This is a genomic window from Bradyrhizobium sp. CIR18, from assembly GCF_014198295.1.
GTDB lineage: Bacteria > Pseudomonadota > Alphaproteobacteria > Rhizobiales > Xanthobacteraceae > Bradyrhizobium.
In genome coordinates this window covers 476870-499007 of sequence record NZ_JACIHF010000002.1, presented here as the reverse complement: position 1 = coordinate 499007, position 22138 = coordinate 476870, and the positions used below count along the sequence as shown (strand labels likewise).

The window sequence follows — 22138 nt, the reverse complement described above, 5'->3', positions numbered from 1 at the left end:
GCTTTCGGCCAGTTTACTGGACGCCTCGTTCTGCTAGACCACAACAATACCTTTTGACTCCCGTTGCGGGGGGCAATGGCACGTGCCAGCTCACAATAACAACCAAGACTCGGCCATTTCATTCGGGCCATTTCGGCTGTTTCCCAAGTCCCGGCTCCTGGAGAAGGAAGGGGAGCCGCTTCATGTCGGCGGCCGCGCGCTCGATATTCTCATCCTGCTTGCCGAGCGCCCCGGAGAAGTCATCGACAAGAGAGAGCTGGTCAAGCGCATCTGGGCCGACGTGAATGTCGACGAGGGCAGCCTGCGCTTCCATGTCGCAGCGTTGCGCAAGGTGCTCGGCGATACCGGTAAATCGGCCCGTTATGTCCTCAATGTGCCCGGCCGCGGCTATTGTTTTGTCGCCCCGTTCGCCCAAATCGCCTCGCAGGTCGCGCCAGCCGCCGCCGAGATCATTCCTCCTCGCTCGCTGCCCACTCAGCTTGCGAAGATGGTCGGACGCGAGGAGGTCATCGAGAAGATTTCAAACGGCCTGACGCTCTATCGCTTCATGACCCTGGTCGGCCCGGGCGGCATCGGCAAAACGGCGGTCGCCGTCACGGTCGGGCATCGGCGCTCGGCGGATTTCGACGGCCGCGTCTTCTTCGTCGATTTCGGTCCGCTGCGGGATGCGAGCCATGTCCCGACCACCATCGCCTCCGTTCTCGGACTGACCGTCAGCGCGGAGGATCCGACGCCGGCCGTGCTGACATTTTTGAAGACCGGGCCGGCCCTGCTGATCTTCGACAGCTGCGAGCATGTGCTTGATACGCTGGCGCCTCTCGTTGAGCGCATCGTTCGCGAAGCGCCTCAGCTTCGTGTTCTCGCCACCAGCCGCGAGTCGTTCCGGAGCGAAGGCGAGCGGATATTCCGGCTGTTTCCGCTGGATTGTCCGCCCGAGCGCGAGGGCCTCGACGTCGCGGAAGTTCTTGCCTATCCCGCCGCCCAGCTCTTCGTCGAGCGCATCGCGCAGAGCTCCGGGCCGTTCCAGCTCAGCGCGGAAGAGGCGCCGCTTGTCGCCAGCATCTGCCGGCGGCTCGACGGCATTGCGCTGGCGATCGAGCTCGCGGCGGGCCGTGTCAATGCGTATGGCATCGCCGGCACCGCCTCCCTGCTCGACAGCCGCTTCTCGCTGCAATGGCGCGGACGGCGCACGGCCGTCCCGCGGCACCAGACGCTCGCCGCCGCCCTCGACTGGAGCTACGACCTCCTGTCTCCGGCGGAAAGCGCCACCTTGCGACGATTGTCGGTGTTCGCAGGGCCGTTCGCGCCGGAGGCGGCCGCCGCGGTCGCGTCGGGCGACGGCCTCAGCACCTCGGAGACGCTGGAGGCGATCGACAGCCTGGTCACCAAATCGTTGATCTCGCCATCCGGCTCGCGGGCGCTGCGCTATCGCCTGCTCGACACCACGCGCACTTACGCACTCGGGAAACTGAACGAGCTCGGTGAAACCAGGCAGTTCGCGCGGCGTCATGCGGAGCATTTTCGCGATTTCTTCGAGCGCGCGGGGGCCGACACGTCGACGCCGCTGCCCGAATGGCTCAGCACCTATGGCGGCGAGCTCGACAATGTGCGCGCGGCGCTGGATTGGGCCTTCGCGCCCGACGGCGACACCAGGCTCGGCATTGCGCTGACGGCCGCCGCCGTCACCCTGTGGGTGCGTCTGTCGCTGTTCGCCGAATGCCGCGAGCGCAGCAGAACGGCACTGGCGGCGCTCGGAGACGACGGCGACAACGACCGCATCCGCATGCAGCTCCTGTCGGCACTCGGCTGGTCGCTGATGTACGGCGAGGGTCGCGCGCGCGAGGCGCGCCCGATCCTCGAGACGACGCTCGAGCTGGCTGAGAGCCTCGACGACAAGGACTTCCGGCTGCGCGCACTCTGGGGCCTGTGCATCGACCAGTTCAACAACGGGCAGTTCGGCAAGGCCCGCGGGCTCGCCGAGCGCTTTGCGAAGGTGGCAGCGAATTCGCCCGACAGCACCGATCTCATGCTGGGCGACCGCCTGATGGCCGTCGCGCTGCATTATCTCGGGGACCAGAACGACGCGCGGCAGCGCATCGACCGGGTGAACGCCTCGCTGCATGTGCTGGTGGCGAAGCCGAAAATCTTCCCGCTCGATCTCAGGATATCGACGCAATATTTCCGGGCCCGCATCCTTTGGCTTCAGGGCCTCGCCGATCAGGCCCAGGCGCTCGCCGCTGAGAACATCGAGGAAGGCCGCGCCAACGGCCATGCGCTGACCTTCTGCAGCGTGCTGGGACAGGCCGCCTGCCCGATCGCGTTCTGGTCCGGCGATTTCGAGGCCGCCGAGCGCCACGGCGCCGAGCTGCTCGAACACACCGAACGCCACGGAATCCGGCTGTGGGGCCTATGGGCACGCGCCTTCAACGCCGCGGTCGTGGCCAGGCGCGGCGACATCGCCACCGGCCTGCCGCTTTTGCGCGAAGAGCTCAACCGCGCCGGCGATGCGCGCTTCCTGCCGCGCTTTCTGCCGCTGCTCGGCGAGCTCGCCGCGTGCTTCCTCGAAGCCGACCAGGTCGACCGTGGCCTCGACACGATCGAGGACGTCCTGACCCGCTGCAACGACCGGCAGGAGCGCTGGTATCTGCCGGAGCTGCTCCGCATCAAGGGGGAATTGATGCTCAGGAGCGCGCGGCATTCAGCAGACGCCGAGGCGCACTTTCGCGAGGCCATCGACATTGCCGTTGAGCAGGGCGCGCGCTTTTGGGAGCTCCGCTGCGCGACCAGCCTCGCGCGGGCCATGATCGGAGCCGGCCGGGGCGCGGAAGCCCGGGTGGCTCTCGACAATGTCTGCGGGACGTTTGCCGAAGGCTCCGGCATCGCCGACATGCGCATGGCCCGCGACCTGATCGCGCGATCGCGGGCCTGATGGCGCGTGTCGTCTTGATCTAGCCTCCCACCGCAGCAGCGCGGCGCGGCAGCTTCCAGCCGGGCCGGATGAAGTGGCAGGTGTAGCCGTCAGGATAGCGTTCGAGATAGTCCTGATGCTCGGGCTCGGCTTCCCAGAATTCGCCTGCGGGCGCGACCTCGGTCACCACCTTGCCGGGCCACAGGCCGGACGCCTCGACGTCTGCAATGGTGTCTTCGGCGATCTTCTTCTGCTCATCGCTCGCATAGAAGATTGCGGAGCGATAGCTGGTGCCTCGGTCATTGCCCTGGCGATCGAGCGTGGTGGGATCGTGGATCTGGAAGAAGAACTCCAGCATGGTCCGGTAGCTGGTCCTGGCGGGATCGAACATGATCTCGATCGCCTCGGCGTGGCCTTCGTGGTTGCGGTAGGTCGCGTTCTTCACCTTGCCGCCGGTGTAGCCGACGCGTGTGGAAATCACGCCTGGTTGCTTGCGGATCAGATCCTGCATGCCCCAGAAGCAGCCTCCGGCCAAAACTGCGCGTTCCGTCGTCATTTGTCCGCTCCCAATTGACCGCTCTGTCGGTCCTGCATCTGCCACATCCGATGCCTTCCGCAGCCCTGCCGAAAGCCGGGCATACCCTGTACGACCATCCGGGTCGTCGACCCGGATGGCACGAACTGTCCCTCGCCGCTAGCCCAGCTTGGCGTCGAGCGTGATCGCCGCGTTGAGCACCTTCGACACCGGGCAGTTCTTCTCGGCCTCGCCGGCGAACTTGGCAAAACCTGCCTCGTCGAGGTTCGGCACCTTGGCACGCAAGGTCAGCGCGGACTTGCTGATCTTGAAGCCCTTGCCTTCGGGCTCCAGGGTCACCGCGGCTTCGGTCGAGAGCTCGTCCGGCGTGAAACCTGCCATCTGAAGACCGAAGGCCAGCGCCATCGTAAAACAGCCGGCATGGGCCGCAGCGATCAATTCCTCGGGATTGGTGCCCTTCTCGTTCTCGAAGCGGGTCTTGAACGAATAGGGCGTCTCGGCCAGCACGCCGGACTCGCTCGTCAGATGGCCGGTGCCGTCGCGGCCGGTGCCCTTCCATACTGCTTTCGCTTTGCGGATCATCTCAACTCTCCTCGTTTGTTTTGCGCACCGGCGCTCTGTACCGGTGGAAGGCGGCATCGGCGTGACCGCCTGCCGCCGCTCCAACCGGCCGCGTGTCGCAACGGTTCCGTTAGCTGCCGATTTGACCAACGTGGAAGCCGAGCCGGTTCTCGACGTCCCCGGCGCGGTGGAAGCCCCGCGCCATCAGCGCCTTGATCCTGGTCTGGCTCGCGGGGCGGCCGAGCGAGGCCAGGAACGCGTCCCACTCCGGCTTGATTTCGGCGTCCGGCGGCAGGCTTGCGACATCGACAAGACGCTTGGTCTCGGCGATCGCCTCCTTGTCGAACGAGGCGATGCGCATTGCGAGTGCCTCGACGAAACCGTCGAGCTCGGCATCCGGCAACGACCGGTTGACGTAGCCGTAGCGTTCGGCGAGATCGCCATGGATGTCGTCGGCGCCGAGCAGGACTTCGAGCGCACGGCCGCGGCCCATCAGGCGCGGCAGCCGCGCCATCGGCCCGCCACCGGGCACGAGGCCCGCGCCGACCTCCCATTGCGACAGGATCGCCTTCTCGCGGCTGGCAAAACGCATGTCGCTCGCGAGCGCGAGCTCGCTGCCGACACCGGTCGCGCGGCCCCGGATCGCGGCGATGGAGACGACCGGCGCGCGGCTGAGGCGCACCAGCATGTCGGGCAATGCTTCGAGGCCGGTCGGCCCGGGCGGGATACGAAGCGAATCCTCCAACGGCGCCAGGAAATCGTAATGGGTGATGAAGAAGCCTTCGACGGCACTGTCGAACACCACGACCTTCACGTCCGGATCGGTCTCGATCCTGGTGACGATGTCGCCCAGCAGCGGCAGCTGCTTCGGACCGAAAATATTCACCGGCGGCATGTCGAAGGTGACACGCCAGTAGGACGGCAGGCGGCGATCGAGGTGGATGTCTTGGGTCGTGAAGGTGCGTTCGGGACGGTTCATTGCTTGCACTCCTGATGTATGGGTTCGCATCTCAGATCGATTGCCGCAGCGGACGGAACGCGGTCCGCACTTCCTCAGAGAACAGCGCCGGCTGCTCCCAGGCCGCGAAGTGTCCGCCCTTGTCGAGGCGGTTGTAGTGGATCAGCTTGGGGTAGGCCTTCTCGGCCCAGCTCCGCGGCGCGGCGTAGATCTCGTCCGGAAAGACGCTGACGGCGACCGGGATCTTGACGTGCTTGGGCGCGAAGAACACCAGCTTGTTCTCCCAGTACAGCCGCGCCGAGGAGACCGCGGTGTTGGTGAGCCAATAGAGCGTGATGTTGTCGATCACATCGTCGCGCGACAGCCCTTCCGTCCGGCCATCGAACACGCGCGCGATCATCGCGGCGCTGCGCGCATCGTGATCGAGCATCCAGGACGCGAGGCCCGCGGGCGAATCCACGAGGCCATTGAGCGTCTGCGGCCGGTTCGACATCTCGATCGCGTAGCCGAGGCCATGCTTGTAGAAATCATCGAGCTGGTCGTAGGCAAGGCGCTCCTCAGTCGAGAGGTTCGCCGGGCGCGTTCCGCCGGGTTGAAGCGCCCTGGCGATGTCGTCGGGGACGGTCGCGGGCATGTTGGTGTGGATGCCGAGCAATTCCGGCGGCGCGATCAGCGCCATCTGCTCCGTCACGGCATTGCCCCAATCGCCGCCTTGCGCGACATAGCGGCTGTAGCCGAGCCGCTTCATCAGCACGATCCAGGCCCGCGCGATGCGCTGGGGGTCCCAGCCGAGCACCGTCGGCTTGCCCGAGAAGCCGTGGCCGGGAAGCGAGGGAATCACAAGGTCGAACGCGTCCGCGGCCCTGGCGCCGTGCGCGGTCGGATCGGTGAGGGGACCGACGATCTTCATCTGCTCGATGATCGAGCCGGGCCAGCCATGCGTGACGATCATCGGCAGTGCGTTCTCGTGCCGCGAGCGGACGTGGATGAAGTGAATGTCGACGCCGTCGATTTCGGTGACGAATTGCGGCAAGGCGTTCAACCGGCCCTCCAACTTGCGCCAGTCGTAATCGCTCTGCCAGTAACGCACGAGCTGTTGCACCGTCGTCAGCTGCACGCCCTGCGACTGATCGGTGACGATCTCGCGATCCGGCCAGCGTGTGGCAGCCAGGCGCCGGCGCAGGTCGAGCAGATCCTGCTCGGGCACGCTGACCTGGAAGGGCCGGATGGCGCCGCCTGCGGTAGCCTTGGCAGGATGCAGCGGCAACAGGCTCGACACGCTGGCGGCAACCGCGGTCATCGCGGCCTGGCTCAGCAATTGACGGCGGTCGGGATTGAGGCTCTCGGTTCGGGCTTGCGCGGTCATGTTGGATCTCCCTTGCTTTGGTCGGTGACGCTGACCGAGTTCGAAATCGACGCGTCGGTTGGCGTGCAGAGAGATTGGCGCAGGCCCCGGCAGTTTGCTCGTTATGCATTGTTAGCCTGCGTTAGCCGTTGCGAGTCGGCGCAAGAGTGCGATGACATCCGCGCAATACGACACGGCGCGCGACGACCAGGTCATCGCGCGCCGTGTCGGCCAGGATCGGAAGATGCCTTTCGCTGCAGCTCAAGTCGGCAGCGGCTGGCCGGCCTGCTCGCGGACGATGTAGTCGGCGTACCAGGCCGGCCAGTTCTCGTCGTGTCCGCCAGTCCGCGCCTCATGCTCGCCATGCGCCAGCGCCGCGCGACGCAGCGTTGCGGCCAGATCGGTCGCTGAGGCGAATGCCGTGCCGTCGCCTGCGATGCGTCCGGGCAATCGTGTCGTGACTTCCTGGAACAGCCAGCCATTACCGTCGGGATCGCTGAACGCGGCGAATGAAGCATAGCTGCCGCGCTTCGGGTCAGCACCACTGGCTCGGACGCTGCCGAACAGATATGGCTCGTCAGGCCCGGCATGAACGTCGCCGGCACCGTGGAACGGCTCGCTGACCTCGACGCCGCGGGCGAGCAGATCCTGACGTGCCGCCTCGATATCGGAGACGACCAGATACAGGCCTCGCGCCGAGCCGGGCGCTGCCGCCGTGACGTTCGTGCCGAAGATCACCGAACAGGCCGAGCCCGGCGGCGTGAACTGGATCACGCGCCAGTCGTCGCCTGACGTGAAATCGGCATCCAGTCGCCAGCCGAGGCGCGTGTAGAACGCCTTGGCGCGGTCGACATCGGACACCGGGATCACGAGGACCTCGAGCTTCAAATCAACTCCATGAGATTTCGAGGGCTTGGTTTCAGCTTGGCGATTCAGCTCGATCACAGCCATGTCCAACTCCTTGTTTCAAGCCGCGGGTCCGGGATCGACACCCGCTCCGAACGTCAGGACTGTCGCGCAAACGAGAGATTTTTACCCGTTATGGGGTGTTAGAGTCCGCTAGCCGTTGTGAGGGAGGGCTCACGCCGCAGCGATCGGCATCACGATGGTGACCCGGGTGCCGCCAATGCCCGCCTCGCCCCGCAGCCGCGCCTGGATGCTGCGTGCGAGCCCTTCGAGAATCCGGCTGCCGGTGCCCTGGAGCGGACCGGTCGCACCGATGCCGTTGTCGGCCACCGTGCAGAGCCAGGCGCCGCCGCGCCGGGCCAGGCCGATGCGGATCAGCGCACCCTTCTTGCTCGGGAAGGCATGCTTTGCCGCGTTCGTGACCAGCTCCGTCAGCATCAGCGCGAGCCGATGACACTGCGCCGCCGGCAACGAGCCGTTTTCGATTGCAGCCTCGCAGCGGATGCCTGCCGGCTCCAGCACAGCCTCGGAGATCGCTTCGCACAGGCTTTCGAAGAAGGCCGCTGCGGAGACCAACGGCAGATCGTCATGATCGGACAGAAGTTGATAGAGCCTGCCGAAGGCGACGATGCGCCGCTCGAACCGGTCCACCGCCAGCGACACATCGCCCGTGCCCGCGCGCGTGAAATCGCGACGGACTGACGCACCCAGCAGCGTCAGCGTGTTCTTCATGCGATGGTGGGATTCCCGCAGCACGAGCTCCCAGTCACGCGACTGATCATCGAGGCCGGGTACAAATTGAGATCGAACGACATGGTCGTTCGGCCGAGCGCCGATCGCGGACATCATAGCCTCCCGTTGAAAATTGCATCTAACGCGAATGCCATACTGGATGCTGTTCGCGTGCTTTGCTCGTTAGACGTTGCAAGATTCTGTTATGATCACCGTCGCGACGACCGAGATCCGGATCCGCCATCGCGGTCCAGCGCATTGCCGGATTGTCCCGATCGCTCGCTGGACCACTCGCGTTTAAGTTAGATTTGCGACGCTCCTCGCGTGATCAGGCGATTGCGATGATCGCCACGCGATTTCGCCACTTTCGGCCAGTTTACTGGACGTCTCGTTCTGTTAGACCAAAACTGCAGACTTCAGCCTTTTCACTGGAATTGTTGGCCCGTGCCGGACACTAACGAGCAAGATTCGGTCATTGCCTTCGGGCCATTTCGCTTGTTCACGAAGTCGCGGCTGCTCGAGAAGGACGGCGTCCCGCTTCACCTCGGCGGCCGTGCGCTCGACATCCTCATTTTTCTCGCCGAGCGTGCGGGTGAGGTCGTTGACAAGCGGGAGCTGATCAAGAGCATCTGGGCCGACGTGAATGTCGACGAAGGCAGCCTGCGTTTCCACATCACGACGTTGCGCAAGGCTTTGAACGATAAGGCTTTGAACGATAGGGCCTTGAGCGATGCCGGCGAAGGCTCCCGCTACGTGATCAACGTCCCCGGACGCGGCTATTGCTTCGCGGCCCCGCTGCTCCGGGCTGCGGCTTCGGAGAGCCGGACCAGCCTGCCCGACGCTTCGCCCCGCTCGCTGCCCGCGCCGCTCGCCAAGATGATCGGGCGGAACGATGCGGTCGAGAAGATCTCGGCCGAGCTTGCCCAGCATCGCTTCGTCACAATCGTCGGCCCGGGCGGGATCGGCAAGACGTCGGTCGCGCTTGCCGTCGCGCATCGCGAGCTCGCCGGCTTCGATGACCAGGTATGTTTCGTCGATTTCGGCGCGCTGACGGATGTCCGGCTCGTTCCCGGCACCATTGCGGCCGCGCTGGGCCTGACCGTCAATGCCGACGATCCCGTGCCGAGCCTGCTGACGGTCTTGCGCAGCCGGCGCATGCTGCTGGTGTTCGACAGTTGCGAGCATATCCTCGACGAACTCGCCCCTCTGGCCGAACGCATGGTCCGCGAGGCGCCGAAGCTGCATATTCTGGCCACCAGCCGCGAATCCTTTCGCACCGAAGGTGAGCGCGTCCACCGGCTGTTTCCGCTGGATTGCCCGCCGCAGCGCGAAGGCCTCGGCATTGCCGACATCCTTGCCTATCCCGCAAGCCAGCTCTTCGTGGAACGCATTGCCGAGAGCCTGAGCGAATTCGAGCTCACCGAGGAGGATGCGCCGCTCGTCGCCGAGATCTGCCGACGGCTGGACGGCATCGCCCTGGCGATCGAGCTCGCGGCCGGACGTGTCAACGCTTATGGCATTGCCGGGACCGCATCACTGCTGGACAGCCGCTTCTCGCTGCTGTGGCGGGGACGGCGCACCGCGATTCCGCGGCACCAGACCCTGAGCGCGGCGCTCGCCTGGAGCTACGATTTGCTGCCGCCGACCGAGAGCGCGACCCTGCGCGGATTGTCGGTGTTCGTCGGGCCGTTCACGCTGGAAGCCGCGCTTGCGATCGCATCCTGCCAGGGCCTCAGCGAGGGCGAAGGTGTGGAAGCCATTTCGAACCTGCTCTCCAAATCCCTGATCGCGACCTCGCCGGCGGAGCGGCGGCTGCGCTATCGCCTGCTCGACACCACCCGCGCCTTCATGGCGGACAAGCTCGTCGAGAACGGCGAAGCGGACCGCGTCGCGCACGCCCACGCCGAATATTTCCGTGATTTCCTGCGCGACATTGCGCTGAAATCCACGGGCATGCAGAGCGCGGGCGGCTTCCTTCCCTATGCCGACCATTTGCCCAATGTCAGGGCTGCGCTGACCTACAGCTTTTCGGACGGCGGCGACCGGACGATCGGCGTGGATCTGGCGGCCTCGGCCGCGCAGTTCTTCCTCGAACTGACATTGCTGACGGAATGCTACCGATGGACCCAGCAGGCGCTGGCGTCCCTCGACACGGGCGCCGTGGACAGCCGGCAGGAGATGACCCTGCAGGCCGCGCTCGGCGTCTCCGTGATGTTCACGCAAGGTAATACGGATGCGGTCCGGTCGGCCTTCACGCGCAGTCTCGAGCTTGCCCGCCAGCTCGAGGACCTGCATTGGCAGCTCTGGCTGCTGCGCGGATTGCACATCTACCTCACTAGGGTCGGAGATTTTCACGGCGCACTCGAGACCAGCGAACAGGGCGAGGGCGTTGCGCGCAAACTGAATGATTCCGCCGCCACGCTGAACGTGGATTGGATGCGCGGCGTCGCGCATCATCTGATCGGCAACCAGGACAAGGCGGTTCGGTTCTGCGAAAGCGCGATGGTGCACAATCCCGGCTCGCAACGGCTGAATATCGGGCATCTCGGCTATGACGACCGCATCGTCGCGCTGGTTGCGCTGGCGCGCGGGCTCTGGCTCACGGGCCGGCCCGAGCGAGCGGTCGAGGTAGCCAGATACACGGTGCGCGAGGCCGAGCTGCTCGAGCAGCCGCTCACCCTCGGCATCTCCCTGATCTGGACGATCTACGTGTTCCTCTGGGTCGGCGACTGGGCCAGTGCCGAAATCCTGATCGAGCGGCTGATCGATCATTCCGCGCGGCACTTCCTCGGCCCCTATCACGCGGTCGGCATCGGCCAGAAGGGCGAGTTGCTGCTGCGCCGCGGCGACGTCGCGGCCGGGATCGAGCACCTCCGGCGCAGTCAGGCCACGTTGTACGCGACACGGCACCGCATCATGACGACGGTGTTTGCGACGGCGCTCGCGGAGGGGCTCGCTTCCCAGAACCAGCCCGACGAGGCCTTGCAGACGATCAACGAGGCGATCGCCCAGATTCCCGATCACGGCGAATCCTTCGACATGCCGGAGATGCTCAGGATCAAGGGTGACATCCTCGCCGGGTCTGGCAACGCTGTAGAGGCGGAGAGCACCTTGCGCAAATCGCTCGATCTGTCCCGGCGTCAATCCGCGGTCGGCTGGGAGCTTCGCGGGGCGATCAGCCTCGGCCGCATCTGGGAGCGGGCCGGCAAGGCCGCTGACGCTAGCGCTTTGCTCACCCCCCTCGTTGCGCGCTACCAGGAGGGCCTGCAGACCCGCGATCTGATCGCTGCCAGGGAGCTGCTGGACACCCCGAATTGAGAGTATCTTCAACGAGATACTGCCATGCTACTCGCTCGCAACTCCTAACAACTTCTAACACGCCAAGCCGCATGCGCCCCGCCATGGTGGAGATACTGCACGGTGGATGTGGCGGGACATGGCGCTTCTTGACGATGTAATCGATGCCAGCGGCGGAATGGCCCGCTGGAACAGCTTGAACCGGTTCACGCTCCACCTTTCCGTTGGCGGGACGCTGTTCTCCAGTGCCGGCCACGCCCGGGAATTCAAGGATGTGACCGCGGAAGGCTCGACCCGGACGCAATCGGTGCGCTTCACCGGCATCACCGGGGGTGAGCACTCCGGCTCCTTTCAACCGGATGCGATCACGATCGAGAGCCTGGATGGTGAGGTCCTGCGGTCCTGGGCTAATCCCGGCCTTGCATTTTCCGAGGTCGATCCACCCGCGCTGGCCGATGAACTGCATCTCGTCTTCTTCTGCGGCGTCGCGATCTGGAGTTATCTGACGATTCCATTCCTGCTTGCCCACCCCGATGTCGTGATCGAGGAGCTGTCGCCCTGGCAGGAGAATGCCGAAACCTGGCGACGGCTGCGGGCACGCTTCCCGGCTCACCTGATGACGCTCGCGCCCGAGCAGATCTTCTATTTCGACGAGAGCGCCCTGCAGCGGCGGACAGATCACGATCTCTTCGGGATGAAGGTCGCACACTCCTCCTGGGCACATGACAGCTTCGGCGGCATCGTGGTGCCGACCCTTCGGCGCGCGCAGACATTGCGGCCCGATGGGACCGTGATTGCCAAGCCGGTGCTGATGGACGTCGAGATCTTCGACGCCGTCTTCGAATAGCGGCGGTACGGCTGACATGGCCGCTCTCAACGCCTAACAATACATAACGAGCCAACAGCCCGCCTTGAGCGCAGATTGGGTTTGCGAGCAACGAATGACGTGCTCGAACGAAACCCAGGCGACGCAACCACGCGCGTGGAATGCGTCAACATACGAACGCCCTCAGGGAGACAGTCATGAAGGTACTGATGGTTCTCACGTCCCACGATCAGCTCGGCAACACCGGACGCAAGACGGGCTTCTGGCTCGAAGAGCTTGCAGCCCCCTACTACATCTTCAGGGATTCCGGTGCGGAGGTCACGCTGGTCTCGCCCAAGGGCGGCCGCCCGCCGCTCGATCCCAAGAGCAACGAGCCCGAATTCCGCACCGACCTGACGGTGCGTTTCGAGCAGGACGCTGCCGCGGAGGCGCAGCTCGACAGGACCCTTCGCCTCGACAGCGTCAGGCAGCAGGACTTCGACACGCTGTTCTATCCCGGGGGCCACGGCCCGATGTGGGATCTCGCCGAAGACCCGAACTCCATCAAGCTCATCGAGTCCTTCTTTGCCGCCGGCAAGCATGTTGGGATCGTCTGTCATTCCCCCGCCGCGCTGCGCCACGTCAAGACGCCGGACGGCAAGCCGCTGGTGCAGGGCAAGGAGGTGACCGGCTTCACCAATGGTGAGGAGGAAGCAGTCGGCCTCACCAAGGTGGTGCCGTTCCTGGTCGAGGACGAGATGCTCCGCCTCGGCGCCACCTTCTCGAAGAAGGCCAATTGGGCGCCTCATGTCGTCAGCGACGGCCTGCTGATCACGGGCCAGAACCCGCACTCGTCGGGTCCGGCCGCGCAGGCCCTGCTGGCTGCTCTCGCGGGCAAGCCGATGGCGAAGGCTTCGTAAATCCTGGCTGCGGCCATGTCTCGGGAGATGCCTGAGTTGGCGGCTCCCGACGCCGCGGCAGCACTTCCTACAAATCCTCACGCTACATGCAAGAGCAACGACATGAGCATTCCAGCCGCACTCGCCCTCTCCGCCGCAATGGCCTGCGCCGTCGTACAGGCATCGGCACAGGAATTGCGATCGAGCCGGCGCTCGATCAGCTATCACACCATCGATATCGGCGGTCTCAAGACCTTCTATCGCGAGGCCGGCTCCGCCGACGCCCCGACCGTGCTGCTGCTGCACGGCTTTCCGGCCTCGTCGCGGATGTGGGAGCCCTTGCTGCCGCTGCTCGCCGACAAATATCACGTGATCGCGCCGGACTATCCCGGCTTCGGCAACAGCAGCGCGCCGCCGCCGTCCGATTTCAACTATACGTTCGACAACATCGCCGGCGTGATCGGCGAGCTTACGGTGAAGCTCGGTCTCAGCAACTACGTCCTGTTCATGCAGGACTATGGCGGCCCGGTCGGCTTCCGCATGGCGCTGGCGCATCCTGAACGTGTCCGCGGGATCATCATCCAGAATGCCGTGTCGCACGAGCAGGGCTTGAGCTCGCTCTGGGAGGCGCGTCGCAGATATTGGGCCGATCCGGCCCACGAGCTCGAGGCGCTCAAGGCCAATTTCACCTCGCTGGCGGCGACGCGCCAGCGGCATCTCGGCTCCAGCCCGCACCCCGAACGTTACGACCCCGATACCTGGACCGACGAATACGCCTTCCTGACGCGTCCGGGACAGGCCGAGATCCAGACCACGCTATTCCTGGACTACCGGACCAACGTCGCCTCCTATCCGAAATGGCAGGAATGGTTGCGCAAGACCCGGCCGCCGACGCTGGTGGTCTGGGGCAAATACGATCCGTCGTTCGCGGTCGCCGGCGCTTCGGCCTATCGCGACGACGTTCCGGATGCGGAGGTTCACATCCTGGAAGCGGGGCACTTCGCGCTGGATGAAGCCACCGACGAAATCGCTGCGCTCGTTCGCGGCTTCCTTGCGCGACTGTAGGGACACAAGGGCTGACAGCAACCGGGTGGCGGATCGCTGCGGAGGCGCCGCCGCTGTTCGGCTTGATCAGGCGGAAGGCGGATTCAGCATGAGCCGTGCGGCCCTGAGATTGGCGGTGTCGAACCCCTCGGTGAACCGCGCATAGGTCTTGGCGAGCTGTTGGCGCGGATCTCGCACACCCTGTCGCTCGCGCAGCCGCGCCAGCGACATCTCGGTGCGCAGCCGCCAGGATAGTGCGTCCTGCTGCTCGGCGAGCTCCGCCGATGCGACAAGGCTTGCCTCGGCCGCGTCGAGGTTTCCGCTCTGTACCTCGAGCTCTCCGCGCAGACGCAGCAGCTCCGGCATGTCGAAGGCGCCGCCTTCCTGCTCGACGCGGCCGATGGTTTCGTGCAGGACCTGAGCGCCTTCCGCCAAGCGCCCCAATGAGACCAGCCCGGAAGACAGATCCGCGGCGAATGCCGACATATAGAGCTCGTAGCGATCCGCGTGCAGACGCGGAAGCACGCTCCGCAACAAGTCGATGCCGCCAATGGCCTCGCCATGGGCGATCATGGTCTGCGCCCGAAAGCCGGTCGCAACGGCCTCATAGGGGACGAGCCCGTGCATACTCGCATGCGTCGCCAGGCGAGCGCTCATGGTCTCGACGGCGGACCAGTCGCCGACCCAACCGAACACCGAGGCGGACCAGCACAGCGCGATACAATGCATGACCACGTCGCGCGGCGCTGAAGCGCCGACGAGCGGGAGGACGCATTCGAGCGCGCGATCGGGATAGCCGCGCAGCCACAACACGCGTGCCAGCGGAATCTGCGGCGTGCGCGAATAGGCGAAATGTCCGGGTTGCGTGCCCCGCAGCGCCGCGTCGTCGCGCATGCCCTCGTCGAGATGAGCTTGCGCCTCGGCCTGGTCGCCGGCGAGGTGATAGGACACGCCGAGAAGCGCTTTGCTGCCGGCAATGCCCGCGGTATCGCCGATCAGGCGCGCAATCCGCTCGGCGTGACGCGCAGTCGGCACCAGATGCCGGTAGCCGCCGGTCCGGCGATAGAACATGTTCAGTCGCGATAGCAGCCTGAATGTGTTGGCGTGGTCGCCGAGCGCTTGCGCGATCTCCAGCCCGCGCCTGAGCGCCGCTTCCGCCTGCTCGCTGTTGCGCTCGGTGAACATGAAGGCGTGACCGAGCGTTGACTGAAGCTCGAGCTCCCATCGGCCGCCACGATCGGCGTCGTCGAGCATCGCGAGCGCGCGATCGGACCAGATGCGCGCCTCGTTCAGCAAATTCAGCTCGACGAACAGGCTCGTGCAACTGCCGGCAAGCGGCACGCGCAAGTCGGCGCCGTCATCGTTGGCGTAGCTCCATGCCAGCGCCGCGCGGGCATCGGCGAGCAGGCCCGCGCGCTCCTGCGAGCGGGACATCTGGCCGCTTCCACCCTGCGCCGTCAGGCCGGCTTCGAGCGTGCGTTGAACATAGCAAGCGTGACGGCGCGCGATGACGCTTGCCTCAACGCCATCCGCCAGCTTCTGCATGGCATAGGCACGCGTTGCGTCCAGCAGGCGATAGCGCCGCGATGCGCCGTCCGGCTGCGAGGACACCAGCGACTTGGCCACGAGCTGCTCCAGCGCGTCGATGACGCGTTCCTCCGGCGTTTCCTGCTCGGCCGCCACCGCTATTGCGCCTTTCAGGGTGAAGTGACCTGCGAAGACCGCGAGCCGCTGGAACACGTTGCGCTCGTTCTCGCCGATCAAGCCGAAACTCCAGTCGAGCGTGGCACCGAGCGTCTGCTGCCGCGGCGGCGCCGTTCGCCGCCCGCGCCATTCGAGCTGCAGGCGGCTGTCGAGCAGCGCCGCCATCTCGCGCAGCCCGTAGAGCCCGACGCGCGCGGCGGCAAGTTCGATCGCGAGCGCGATGCCGTCGAGCTTGCCGCAGATCTGCACCAGGACTTCCGCATCCTCGTCGGTGAGATCGTCGCGGTGCCCCGCCGCACTGGCGCGGTCGACGAACAGGCGCGCCGCCGGATAATTCAGCACCTCGCCGGCGCTGAGGCGCGTGCCTTGCGGCGGGCCGGGCAGCGGAGCAAGCTCGAAAATCTGCTCGCCGGCCACCAGCAGCGACTCGCGGCTGGTGGCGAGGATGGCAACGCCGGGCGCCTCGCGATAGATGTCTTCCGCGAGACGCGCGACCGTGTCGATGACGTGCTCACAGCTGTCGAGAACGAGGAGCAGCCGCCGCCCGCGCAGGAAACTGACGATGCTGCCACTCGGATCATTGTGATGCACGACGAGACCCAGCGCGGCGGCAACCGTGCTCGCCACCAGCGCGGCGTCCTTGAGCGGTCCGAATTCGAGGAAATGGACGTTGCCCTCGAACCTGTCGCACAGGTCATGCGCGAGCGCGACGGCAATGGTGGTCTTGCCGATGCCGCCAGGCCCTCGCAGCGTGACGAAACGATCGCGGAGCAAGCGCGGCGCCAGCTCGGCCACGATTTCGTCCCGCCCGACCATCCGGTCCAGACGATGCGGCAGAGACGGTGACGACGTCGCCTTTTCGGCTGGCCGCGACGTGAGCGACGGCGGCTCCGCGCGTGGACCACGCTGCACCGGCGCGACGAAGCAATAACCCCGGCTCGGAATGTTGGCGATGTAGCGGACGCCGTCCTTGCCGTCGCCGAGCACCTTGCGCAGCTCCGCGACATGAACCCGCAGGCTGATCTCCTCGACGGAGAGGCCGGACCACGCGTAGCTGAGGATCTCGTTCTTTGGCACCACCTCGCCGGCACGGCTGACGAGCAGGCGCAAAATATCCATCGCACGGCTGCCGAGCTTGACTGGCACGCCGTCCTTCTCCAGCAGCCGCGACCGCAGCGAGAACGGCCCGAACGAGACGGCATCGAGATCAAGGATTGTTCCGGCGCCGCCGCTGCGGGAGCCATGTCCTGCCGAGAGGTCGGTCACATCTTGCTCATCTTGACGACTGCTTCCTCGAAACGCGCAGGGACTATACCCGGCACCGATGCGAGGTCCAGCGAAGGGCCTGCGCGCCACGCGATGCTCGTTGACGTCCCCTCAAACAGGGGCAGCCGGGCAAATCTCTGACAAATTGGACTTAATCAAACGTCTGCGGCGGGCTGTCGCACCTGGTGCACGCGCACAAAATCTAACAGATCCTAATCACCACTAACGGGCGTCCTGGCCAGCTCACGCCTATCCTCCGAGCATGGACAGCATTGGCTTTGCGCGTTTGCCGGTCGTTGCAAACCGCGGCAGAGCCAGGAGAGGACGAGCGATGTCGAACAATTTGCACGCGGCCCATGCCTGGATCGATTTTCCGGCCGGCTCGCGGGATCACGAGGTTCTTCGCCCGACGCAGGTGATCGCCCGGGAGAGCCACTGGCGTCAGATCGATCGCACTGTGGACGGCGCGATCCAGGACATCACGATCTCGCGATGGGAGGACTCGCGGAGCAGCTCGTCGCACGAAACGACGACGCCGGACGATCGCTATTTCATCGGCATCGCCCTGAAGACCACGCGCGCGAAGCTGACACGGGACCGCCAGATCATTTTCGACGGCACCATGCCGGCGGGGACGCTCTATGTCACGGCTCCATCGAAATCTCTCGGCGTGCAATTCCAGTCGCCATGCGCCTTCCTGCACGTCCACATCTCCACGGATCATCTTCCGGCCCATGTCGTGGCGGCCGACGGGCTCAATGACCTCGTGCTGCTGCGCGATCCGCTCGCCGCCGAGCTTGCCAAGGCGCTGATCGAGCAAAGTGATGCCGCAGACCGGCATTTCACACAGTGCATCGGCCAGACCCTGGCGATGCATCTCACCCGGATCGAGTTGCCGCGCGCCAGGGTCAATGCCTTGCCGAAATGGCGGCTGCGGCGTGTCGAGCAATATATCGCCGATCATTTCCACCGCGGCATCAGCCTGTCCGAGCTTGCCAATGTCGCCGGCCTGTCCCGGATGCACTTCGCGGCACAATTCCGCGCCGCGACCGGTTACCGTCCCCGCGAATATCTGCTCAATCACCGCACCGAGCAGGCGAAGACGCTGCTTGCAACCACCGAGCGGCCATTGGCGGAGATCGCGCTTGCCGTGGGCTTCAGCACGCAGGCGCATTTCTCGACCGTGTTCAAACGCATCAGCGGTCAATCACCGGCACGCTGGCGCCTCGCCAGCAGGGGTGAGCGGCTCGAGGTCGAAGCGCCGCTACGGCGTCGTCCTTCCCCGCAGATTGGTTGGACCGCCAGCGCCGCGGCCTAGGCATCCGGCGGCTCGCGCCCTCTTCCTCCCGGGGCCGGCGAGCCTCTCGGGGCCGTCCCTGCTCCCACACAGGACGGCCCCATTTTCTTGGCGCAACGCTGCGCTCCATCGGAGCTACGACACCCTACACCGGATCGAACGCGCGGATCGGCGGCAGATTACCGGTGAACTTCTCCACCTCGACCACCGTCAGCTGCCCGGTGCAGCCTTGCGCGAACGACGAGGTCCCGATGTCGCGGGTGAGCACGTTCGGATTGCCGTGAACGCAGAGCGGCGCCTCGTCTTCCGGATCCATCGGATCGTACCAGGCGCCGGTCGGAAGCTGCACCACGCCGGGCGCGATGCCGTCGGTGACGTGGACCGCGGCAAGGCACGCACCGCGATCGTTGAACAGGCGGATGATGTCGCCGTCCTTGATGCCGCGCGCGTCCGCATCGCGCGGGTTCATCCGCGCGACCTCGCGGCCGCGATGTTTCGAGCCAAGCGAATGCCCGCCGAAGTCGAGCTGGCTGTGCAGCCGCGTCACCGGCTGGTTGGCGACGAGGAAGCACGGCGCCCCGGGCCTGGGCATGTCGGTCTTGTCGAGCCAGACCGGATGCCCCGGACAATCCGCATCACCATGGCCGGCGATCTTCTGCGAGAAAATCTCGATGCGCCCGCTCGGCGTCGGCAGCGCGTGATTGACCGGATCTTCGCGGAAGCGGCGCAGCCGGCCGCCGTCATCGGGCTGCTGCGGCACGACCAGGCTGCCGCGCGCCCAGAACTCGTCGAAGTGAGGGGCTTCCAGGCCACGCTTGGCGAGCGAGGCGCGGGTCGGCTCGTAGAGATGCTCGAGCCATTGCCGCGACGTGCGTCCCTCGGTGAAGGGTTCGCGGGCCCCCAAACGATCGGCGAGATCGGCAAAGATGTCGTAGTCGTCGCGTGAAAGCCCGAACGGCTCGGCGATCCGGTGCATGGCCACCATGAGGGGGTCGTTGCTGGAATAGCCGATGTCCTCGCGCTCGAGCGTCATCGTCGACGGCAGCACGATGTCGGCATGACGGGCGGTGGCGGTCCAGGCAAGCTCATGCACGACGAACGTATCGAGTTTCGCAAACGCCTTGCGCAGGCGATTGATGTCCTGGTGATGATGGAAGGGATTGCCGCCAGCCCAGTAGACCATGCGGATGTCCGGATAGGTCCGCGTCTCGCCATTGTAGCGATAGGTGCTGCCCGGCTTGAGCAGCATGTCGGCGATGCGCGCCACCGGAATGAAATCGGCGACGCCGTTGCGGCCCTGCCCCAGCGTCGGCCCCGGCACGTCGTTGACGCGGCGGCCGTAATAGCCGATCGCTCCGAGCGAATAGGCGTAGCCGCCGCCGGGAAGGCCGATCTGGCCGAGCGCCGCCGCCAGCACCATGCCCATCCATACCGGCTGCTCGCCATGCTCGGCGCGCTGCAGCGAATGAGAGACGGTGATCAGTGCGCGCTTTCCGGCGAGCCGGCGCGCGACTTTGCGGATCGTCTCCGCCTCGACGCCTGAGATCGCGGCGGCCCATTCGGCATGCTTTGCCTGCCCGTCGCTCTCGCCGGTGAGATAGCGCAGGAAGGCCGGCCATCCCTCGGTGTAGCGATCGAGGAAGGCCTGGTCGTGCAGGCCTTCGCTGACCAGCGTGTGGACGAGGCCGAGCATCAAGGCGGTGTCGGTGCTCGGCATGCAGGTCATCCACTCCGCACCGGCCTCGACGGGCAGGTCTTCGCGAAGCGGGCTGACCAGGATGAACTCGCAACCGCGCCTGCGGGCCGCCGCCATGGCGCCGCGCTCGACATGCTTGCTGATCGAGCCGCCGGCCACCATGGAGTTCTTCAGCGCCATGCCGCCGAAGGCCAGCACGATGTCGGTGTGATCGGCGATCTGCTCCCAGGTGACGTTGCGCTTGGTAATGTCCTCGTAGCCGGCGAGGATCTGCGGCAGCAGCACCGAGGACGCGCCGGAGGAATAGGAGTTCACCGAGCGCACATAGCCGCCCATCGCGATGTTGAGGAAGCGATGCACCTGGCTCTGGGCGTGATGAAAGCGGCCGGCGCTCGACCAGCCATAGGAACCGCCGAACACAGCGCCAGGCCCGCTTGTATCGCGGATGCGCGACAGCTCGTCGCCGAGCAGGTCAAGCGCCTTCTCCCAGCTCACGGAGACGAATTCGTCGCGGCCGCGGCGATCGTCGGGACCCGGCCCGCGCTCGAGCCAGCCGCGGCGGATCGCCGGCTGGGATATGCGCGCCTGATGGCGGAGCGCACCAGGGAAATTGTCGATGATGCCGTTCGGATCGGGGTCGCCCGCATAGGCCCTGACCTCAAGCCCGGCCGCGCCCTGACGCGCGGAAAACACGCCCCAATGCGAGGTGTGCGGCTTGAAGCCATCCGACAGGTCTAGACCGGGATCGGGGAAGCCAATCGTATCGTCCATCGCGTGATCCTTGTTCCGGCGTCCGGCCTGCTAATCGGGGTGGTAATATACCGATCCGATCGTGCGGTCGTCGAGATCAGCGTTGACGGAAACGCTGGGCTGCCCCGCAATGCCAGAAGTCGTTGCAGGAGGCGTTCGCCCAAGCCCGGAGCTGTCGGCCGCACCGCGAGGAACGAAAGCGGTTTCAAAGGTGCCGCGGAGCGCCCGGGATCTATCTGACCACAACTATTCGACGGGCGCTTAAAGGGGGGACCACGACAGTTTGGCTTCGGCCCAAATCCGCCTGAGGCTCGGCATCACTCACCTGCGCAGCAATCCACCAACAGCTCCCAGATCCGCTGCGCCTCGCGTCTCTCGTGGCTCTCCGGCACCTTCTCGGCGCCGGACTGACCATAGCCGGCGGTGGCGCGCGCTTCACGCGGCACGATCCACCGTTCCGAGATCGGGTCGTACCATTTTCCGATGTTTACCTCAGTCACGGCGATCGACTCACAAATTTTCCAACGGTCGAGCGATGCGCCTCCCGCGGCCCCATGCGAACCATTCGGCGACGCGTCACTCAGTTTACCAATCAGCGGCGCGTACGATCGTTCCACCCGCTGCATCATCCCGGCCGGGCCGGATGAAGCGTGCGCGGATGGCGCTCGTGCAGCAGCCGTGCGAGCTCCTCGCGCTCGCTCTCGCGTCCCTTCATGGCGGACTCGAACAGCGCTTCCTGGATGTCGCGAGGCATGTCGCCCCACACGTCCATCGCCGCGCGTCCGAGCAGGCCTGCAAGATGATCAATTCCATCGCTCATTCGGCTCTCCCGATCTGCACACCGGAATGGAACAGCTGCGGCCGCGCAGCGTTCCAGTGTCATCATTGTGAAAAGGAGGCGTCTTTTATGGGATTCTTCACCAAGGACATCAAATCGATGGAAGACCTGCTGCTGCACGGGCTGCAGGACATCTATTACGCGGAGCAGCAGATCCTGAAGGCGCTGCCGAAGATGATCGACAAGGCGACCAACAGGGATCTCGCCGCCGGCCTGAAGGCTCATCTGGACGAGACCAACAAGCAGGTCGAACGGCTCGACAAGGTGTTCGCCAAGCTCGGCAAGGAGCCCAGCGGCACGCAGTGTCCGGCCATCGACGGCCTGATCGAGGAAGCCGACGCGACCGCCGGCGAGATCGAGGACAAGGCCGTGCTCGATGCCGCGATCGTGGCCAACGCGCAGGCCGTGGAGCACTACGAGATTTGCCGCTACGGCACGTTGATCGCCTGGGCGGAAGAGCTCGGCCACGACGACATCGTGCGCTTCCTTACGACCAATTTGAACGAAGAGAAGGCGGCCAACACCAAGCTGAACACGGTGGCGCTCCGCAAGGGAGTCAACGCCAAGGCGTCCAACGCCGCCTGATCGATCTGCTGG

17 protein-coding genes are annotated in these 22138 nt (G+C 65.5%); 7 read left to right on the top strand and 10 right to left on the bottom strand.

All coding sequences use genetic code 11. The features are described from left to right. The first annotated feature begins 82 nt into the window (after nucleotides 1-82). Nucleotides 83-2929, top strand: a complete 2847-nt coding sequence (locus GGD65_RS10835; RefSeq protein ID WP_183235267.1) for a winged helix-turn-helix domain-containing protein — start codon at nucleotides 83-85, stop codon at nucleotides 2927-2929. A gap of 19 nt (nucleotides 2930-2948) precedes the next feature. On the opposite strand, the gene msrA is transcribed toward GGD65_RS10835, so the two are convergent. The 6 genes from msrA to GGD65_RS10805 form a co-directional block, all read right to left on the bottom strand. Then, nucleotides 2949-3464 carry a peptide-methionine (S)-S-oxide reductase MsrA gene (msrA, locus tag GGD65_RS10830; RefSeq protein ID WP_179735870.1) on the bottom strand — a complete coding sequence of 172 codons (516 nt, stop codon included), beginning with the start codon at nucleotides 3462-3464 and terminating at the stop codon, nucleotides 2949-2951. Nucleotides 3465-3602: 138 nt separating this feature from the next. Further along, nucleotides 3603-4025, bottom strand: coding sequence for an OsmC family protein (locus GGD65_RS10825; RefSeq protein ID WP_092253109.1), 423 nt, complete (start codon nucleotides 4023-4025; stop codon nucleotides 3603-3605). 109 nt (nucleotides 4026-4134) lie between these two features. Beyond that, nucleotides 4135-4983 carry an enoyl-CoA hydratase/isomerase family protein gene (locus tag GGD65_RS10820; protein ID WP_183235266.1) on the bottom strand — a complete coding sequence of 283 codons (849 nt, stop codon included), beginning with the start codon at nucleotides 4981-4983 and terminating at the stop codon, nucleotides 4135-4137. A 31-nt stretch (nucleotides 4984-5014) separates the two neighbouring features. Then, on the bottom strand, nucleotides 5015-6328 hold the full coding sequence (locus tag GGD65_RS10815) for an epoxide hydrolase family protein (protein ID WP_183235265.1): 1314 nt from the start codon (nucleotides 6326-6328) through the stop codon (nucleotides 5015-5017). 240 nt (nucleotides 6329-6568) lie between these two features. Next, nucleotides 6569-7258, bottom strand: coding sequence for a VOC family protein (locus GGD65_RS10810; RefSeq protein WP_183235264.1), 690 nt, complete (start codon nucleotides 7256-7258; stop codon nucleotides 6569-6571). Nucleotides 7259-7387: 129 nt separating this feature from the next. Next, a complete protein-coding gene (locus GGD65_RS10805; RefSeq protein ID WP_183235263.1) occupies nucleotides 7388-8059 on the bottom strand; it encodes a sensor histidine kinase in 672 nt (223 codons plus the stop codon). Between the two features lie 330 nt (nucleotides 8060-8389). Between GGD65_RS10805 and GGD65_RS10800 the strand changes: the two genes are divergently transcribed. From GGD65_RS10800 to GGD65_RS10785, 4 genes are all read left to right on the top strand, one after another. Further along, nucleotides 8390-11263, top strand: a complete 2874-nt coding sequence (locus GGD65_RS10800) for a winged helix-turn-helix domain-containing protein (protein WP_183235262.1) — start codon at nucleotides 8390-8392, stop codon at nucleotides 11261-11263. Between the two features lie 118 nt (nucleotides 11264-11381). After that, nucleotides 11382-12089: a hypothetical protein gene (locus GGD65_RS10795; RefSeq protein WP_179735882.1), complete on the top strand. Its 708-nt coding sequence runs from the start codon at nucleotides 11382-11384 to the stop codon at nucleotides 12087-12089. A 176-nt stretch (nucleotides 12090-12265) separates the two neighbouring features. Then, entirely contained in the window at nucleotides 12266-12967 is a 702-nt protein-coding gene (locus GGD65_RS10790; protein ID WP_183235261.1) for a type 1 glutamine amidotransferase domain-containing protein, read from the top strand. Nucleotides 12968-13069: 102 nt separating this feature from the next. Continuing rightward, nucleotides 13070-14011, top strand: a complete 942-nt coding sequence (locus GGD65_RS10785; RefSeq protein WP_183235260.1) for an alpha/beta fold hydrolase — start codon at nucleotides 13070-13072, stop codon at nucleotides 14009-14011. A gap of 66 nt (nucleotides 14012-14077) precedes the next feature. Here GGD65_RS10785 and GGD65_RS10780 read toward each other — a convergent pair whose 3' ends face one another. Further along, entirely contained in the window at nucleotides 14078-16960 is a 2883-nt protein-coding gene (locus GGD65_RS10780) for a winged helix-turn-helix domain-containing protein (protein WP_183235259.1), read from the bottom strand. A 331-nt stretch (nucleotides 16961-17291) separates the two neighbouring features. Between GGD65_RS10780 and GGD65_RS10775 the strand changes: the two genes are divergently transcribed. After that, nucleotides 17292-18278, top strand: coding sequence for a helix-turn-helix domain-containing protein (locus GGD65_RS10775; RefSeq protein WP_183235258.1), 987 nt, complete (start codon nucleotides 17292-17294; stop codon nucleotides 18276-18278). 124 nt (nucleotides 18279-18402) lie between these two features. Here the strand turns inward: GGD65_RS10775 and GGD65_RS10770 are convergent, their stop codons facing one another. The 3 genes from GGD65_RS10770 to GGD65_RS10760 form a co-directional block, all read right to left on the bottom strand. Then, on the bottom strand, nucleotides 18403-20724 hold the full coding sequence (locus tag GGD65_RS10770; RefSeq protein WP_183235257.1) for a molybdopterin guanine dinucleotide-containing S/N-oxide reductase: 2322 nt from the start codon (nucleotides 20722-20724) through the stop codon (nucleotides 18403-18405). A gap of 296 nt (nucleotides 20725-21020) precedes the next feature. Then, the gene (locus GGD65_RS10765; protein ID WP_183235256.1) at nucleotides 21021-21203 is read right to left on the bottom strand and encodes a hypothetical protein; all 183 of its coding nucleotides are present in this window, start codon (nucleotides 21201-21203) and stop codon (nucleotides 21021-21023) included. 125 nt (nucleotides 21204-21328) lie between these two features. Further along, nucleotides 21329-21523, bottom strand: coding sequence for a hypothetical protein (locus GGD65_RS10760; protein ID WP_018318056.1), 195 nt, complete (start codon nucleotides 21521-21523; stop codon nucleotides 21329-21331). Nucleotides 21524-21610: 87 nt separating this feature from the next. On the opposite strand from GGD65_RS10760, the gene GGD65_RS10755 reads away from it, so the two are divergent. Beyond that, complete coding sequence (locus tag GGD65_RS10755; RefSeq protein WP_018318057.1) at nucleotides 21611-22126, top strand: ferritin-like domain-containing protein; 516 nt, start codon at nucleotides 21611-21613, stop codon at nucleotides 22124-22126. The last annotated feature ends 12 nt before the right edge of the window (nucleotides 22127-22138 follow it).